We start from the raw sequence: 4,421 nt of genomic DNA, 5'->3' as shown, positions 1-4,421 counted from the left end.
GGGTGGTTCGCCCCCGTGGGGCAGCTCGCGAGGGCCGCCCTCCTCGGCTTTCTGCGTCGGGAGCTCGTCGGCGGCGACAAGCTCGATCAGGCGGGTGAACTCGTCGAGCCGGTCCTCGACGTCGGTTATCTCCATCTCGCGGTAGTTGAGCTCGCCGAGCAGGTTGTCGGCGACCCACGTCGCGGCCAGGTCGGGGTCGAATTCGCTCGCCACGTCCTCGAAGAAGTCCGCGACCGCCTTCGTGGAGGTGAGCTTGGAGGCCGCCTCGCGGTCCAGCCCGTACTCGTCGCGGAAGCGCTCGCGGCGGGCGTCGGGCAGCTCCGGGATCGCGATCCGGTCCTTCCAGTCGGCCACCTCTAAGGCGGGGAGGTCGCCCTCGCGGAAGTAGCGGTAGTCCTTCTCGGCCTCCTTCGAGCGCATCCCGACGGTGACGCCGCGGTCCTCGTCCCAGTGGCGGGTCTCCTGTTCGATCTCGCGGCCGCGACGCAGGACGTTCTCCTGCCGGGTGACCTCGTAGGCGAGCGCCTGCTCCGCGCCCCTGTGGCTGGAGATGTTCTTCACCTCGGCGCGGTTCACGTCGTCGAGCGCGTCGCCGTCGATCGTCCCGTCGCCGTCGACGTGCTCGGCCGGGACCAAGGAGACGTTGGCGTCGACGCGCAGGCTCCCGTCGCGGCCGGGGTCGAACACGCCGAGGTATTCGAGGACCTCCTCCAGCTTCGCGAGGAACGCCCGCGTCTCGGCCGGCGAGCGGAAGTCCGGCTCCGTGACGATCTCCATGAGGGGGGTGCCCGCGCGGTTGTAGTTGACGAGGGTGTGGGTCGCCGACTCGATCGAGCCGCCCGCGTGCTGGAGGCTGCCGGGGTCCTCCTCGAGGTGCGCTCGGGTGATCCCGACCGTCCGCGGGTCGCCGTCGACGCGGATCTCCAGCTCGCCGTCGGCGCAGATCGGCGCGTCGTACTGGGTGAGCTGGAAGTTCTTCGGGAGGTCGGGGTAGTAGTAGTTCTTCCGGTGGAACGTGGTCGTCTCGGGGATGTCGGCGTCGATCGCCTTCCCGACCTTCACCGCGGCCTCGACCGCGCCCTCGTTGAGGACCGGGAGCGCGCCCGGCAGCCCGAGGCAGGTCGGGCAGGTGCGCGTGTTCGGCGCCTCGTCCTCCGCGGGCTCCGTCGAGCAGCCGCAGAAGATCTTCGTGTCGGTCTCGAGCTGGACGTGGACCTCCAGCCCGATCACGACTGTCCGGTCCGCCGTCGCGGCCTGCGTACTCATTACCCGCCAGTTGTGAGCGGGCCGCCTAAATCGTGTCGGGACGACGGGCGCCGAGGCGACACCGGACGGCGCTCTCAGATCCGAAAAGTCGGAGGGAACGATTATCAGTGGGCCGTTCGTACTTCGCGCGATGAGAGAACGGATAATCCGCGGACGGACCGACCCGGTCGGTGCGAGGGCGCCCCGCCGGGCGCCCGCCCGAGCGCGCGAGACGGGGGCCCTGTGACGGGGATGACCGCCTCGGACCACGCCCGTCGCGGACGACCGACGCCGGCTCCCTCCCTCACGGATGCCCGCTGAGCGGACGCTTCACGTCGGCGAGCCCGTCGACGCCGCCTGGGGAGAGCTCCCGGAGGCGACGCGCGTCCGCCGAGCGGGCGACGGCGGGAGCGGCGCCACCGGGGAGTCGGCACCCGACGCCGGTCCGGAGCGGCTCGTCGTCCGACTCCGGGACGGCGGGGCCCGAGACGACGGGGCCCGAGACGACGGCGGCGCGTCCGGGCAGAGCGGAGGGGGTCCCGCGAACGCCGACCTCGCGGCCGGCGACGGGGCGGTCGCGATCGACGGGCTCCCCGCCCTCTGCGACCGCTATCCGGACGCCGAGGTGCTCGCGTACACGGTCGACGACGCCCCCGACGCCGCCATCGACGCGAGCCGGCTCGGGGTCGAGTACGTCTCCGGGCGCCGACTCGCGGCCGACGGCGAGACGCTCGCGGACCGGATCGGGGGGCGATCCGGAGACCGGATCGGGGATCCCGGGCGCGACGCGGGCGGCGAGTCCGCGCTCGAACCGTTCATCCGGATCGTCTCCGACCGGGCGACCGACATCGGCGGGAAGCTCGACGCGCTGCTGGAGCTGGGCCGCGACCGGCTCGGCCTGTCGATCGGCTACTCCTCGCGCGTCGACGGCGACCGGCTCGAGCTCCGACGGTACAGCGACGGGACGGGGGTTCTGGACTCGCTCGCCGAGAGCGACCTCGACGACGACGGGTCGATCCCGCTCGAGCTCACCTACTGCCAGCGGACGGTGCGGAGCGACGACGTGGTCGCGTTCACCGACCCCGAGGCGGCGGGACTGGAGGGCGACCCCGCCTACGAGGCGTTCGGGTTCGGCAGCTACGTCGGGGGGCGCGTCGTCGTCGACGGCGAGACGTACGGGACGCTCTGTTTCCTCGACCCCGAGCGACGCGACCGCCCGTTCGACGAGTCCGAGCGGCTGTTCGTCGAGCTGCTCGCCGACTGGCTCGGGCGAGCGATAGAGCGACGGATCGCCCGCGAGGAGCGCGAGGCGGCGGTCGAGCGGTTCGAGGAGACGCTCGAACGGATCGACGACGCGTTCTTCGCGCTCGACGACGACTGGCGGTTCACCTACGTCAACGAGAAGGCCGCGGCGCTGCTCGACCGCGACCCCGACGAACTGCTCGGCGCCGACGTCTGGGGGGAGTTCCCGGCAGCGATCGGCGAGGAGTACGAGACGAACTACCGGCGGGCGATGGAGACGCAGGAGCCGGCCTCCTTCGAGAGCTACTACGAGCCGCTGGACCTGTGGACCGAGGTGACGGCGTACCCCTCGCCCGACGGGCTCTCCGTGTTCTTCGCGGACGCGACGGAGCGAAAGCGGCGCGAGCGGGTCCTCGAACGGCTCCTCGGGACCGTCGAGGAGCTCCAGCGGACCGACAGCAGGGAGGCGGTCGCCGACCGGCTGATCGGGGCCGCGGACGAGGTCCTCGGCCACGAGATCAGCGGCGTGCGGCTGTACGACCCCGAGGACGACCGGCTGCGGCTGGTCGCCACGAGCGACGGCCTCGGCGAGCGGTTCGCGGACAGCCGCGGGCCGCGCCGCCCGGGCGAGGGATTCACCGGCCGGGTGTTCGAGCGGGGGGAGCCCCGGGTGGAGGAGGACATCGCGGCGGCCGGGGACGACCGGCCGTACCACGGGATGCGTTCCGTCGCGGCGGTCCCGCTCGGCGACCACGGCGTGTTCATCGTCGGCGCCGTCGAGCCGGACGCCTTCGACGAGAGCGACGTCTCGGTCCTCGAACTGCTGGCCGCGAACGCGGTCGCGGCGATGGACGCCGCCGACCGCCGCCGCCGGCTCCGGACCTACGAGGACGCGCTCAAGAACGTCGACGACATGGTGTGCGTGCTCGACGGCGACGGCGCCGTCACCTACGCCACCGGGCCGTTCGTCGCGTGGGTCGGCGCCGACGACCTCGGCGACGTCGTCGGGGAGCGGCTCGCCGCGCTCGTCGACGGCGACGACGCGCCGCGGGTGGCCGACGCGGTCGCGGCCCTCGCCGACGCGGGGGCCGAGGCCGGCGGGGCGCCGGGAGCGGCCCGGACGGTGGACCTGACGGCCGACCGCGACGGCGACCGACGACCGCGGCACGCCGAGCTGCGCCTGTCGCGGCTGTCCGACCACGGCGGCGGGGTCGTCGGATCGCTGTCCGACACGACCGACCTCCGCCGGACCCGGACGGAGCTGTCGACCGAGCGCGACCGCTTCCGGCGGCTGTTCGACCGGCTTCCGGACCCGGTGATGGAGGTCCTCCTCGAAGCGGACGAGACGGTGATCGACGGGGTCAACCCCGCGTTCGAGACGCAGTTCGGCGCGGACGAGGCGGCGCTCCGCGGTCGGACGATCGACGCGTTGGACATCCGCGACGACCGGCTCGGAGACCGCGAGGAGCGCGGTGACGTCGGGACGACGGACCTCGACTCGCTGGTCCGCGAACGCGGGTTCGCGACCGAAGAGATCCGCCGGCAGACCGTCGAGGGGCCGCGAGAGTTCCTCTTCCGGGGGTTCAGCTACGAGACGGAGGGGAGCCGCCGGGCGTTCGGCATCTACACCGACATCACCGACCGGAAGCGGCGCGAGCGGTACGTGCGGATCGTCAACCGGATCCTCAGGCACAACCTGCGGAACGAGCTGAACGTCGTGTTCGGCTTCGCCGGCGAGATCGCCGACCGGACCGACGACGACCGAATTCGCGAGTTCGCGGAGCGGATCGAGGCCACCGGCAAGCGGCTGAGCGGCGTCGCCGAGGGGGCGACGACCCTGCGGCGGCTCGTGGAGGAGGCGCGCGGCACCGCTCCGGCGCCTGGTCCTTAAACACAACTGGCGCCGCCGACGCAGCGGACAGTGTGTACCGCGG

General features: G+C 72.7%; 2 protein-coding genes. One reads left to right on the top strand and one right to left on the bottom strand.

The window, feature by feature from the left end; all coding sequences use genetic code 11:
* Positions 1-1,266 (bottom strand): Asp-tRNA(Asn)/Glu-tRNA(Gln) amidotransferase subunit GatB (gene gatB, locus B9G38_RS14415; RefSeq protein ID WP_086220830.1); only part of this gene is annotated, 1,266 nt, incomplete at its 3' end.
* Positions 1,267-1,555: 289 nt separating this feature from the next.
* Here gatB and B9G38_RS14410 point away from each other — a divergent pair.
* Positions 1,556-4,378 carry a PAS domain-containing protein gene (locus tag B9G38_RS14410; RefSeq protein WP_233127219.1) on the top strand — a complete coding sequence of 941 codons (2,823 nt, stop codon included), beginning with the start codon at positions 1,556-1,558 and terminating at the stop codon, positions 4,376-4,378.
* Positions 4,379-4,421 lie beyond the last annotated feature (43 nt).

The sequence above is a fragment of the Halorubrum sp. SD612 genome, from assembly GCF_002135005.1.
Note: the sequence above shows the minus strand (reverse complement) of the source record. Positions and strands in the feature narration are given on the sequence as shown.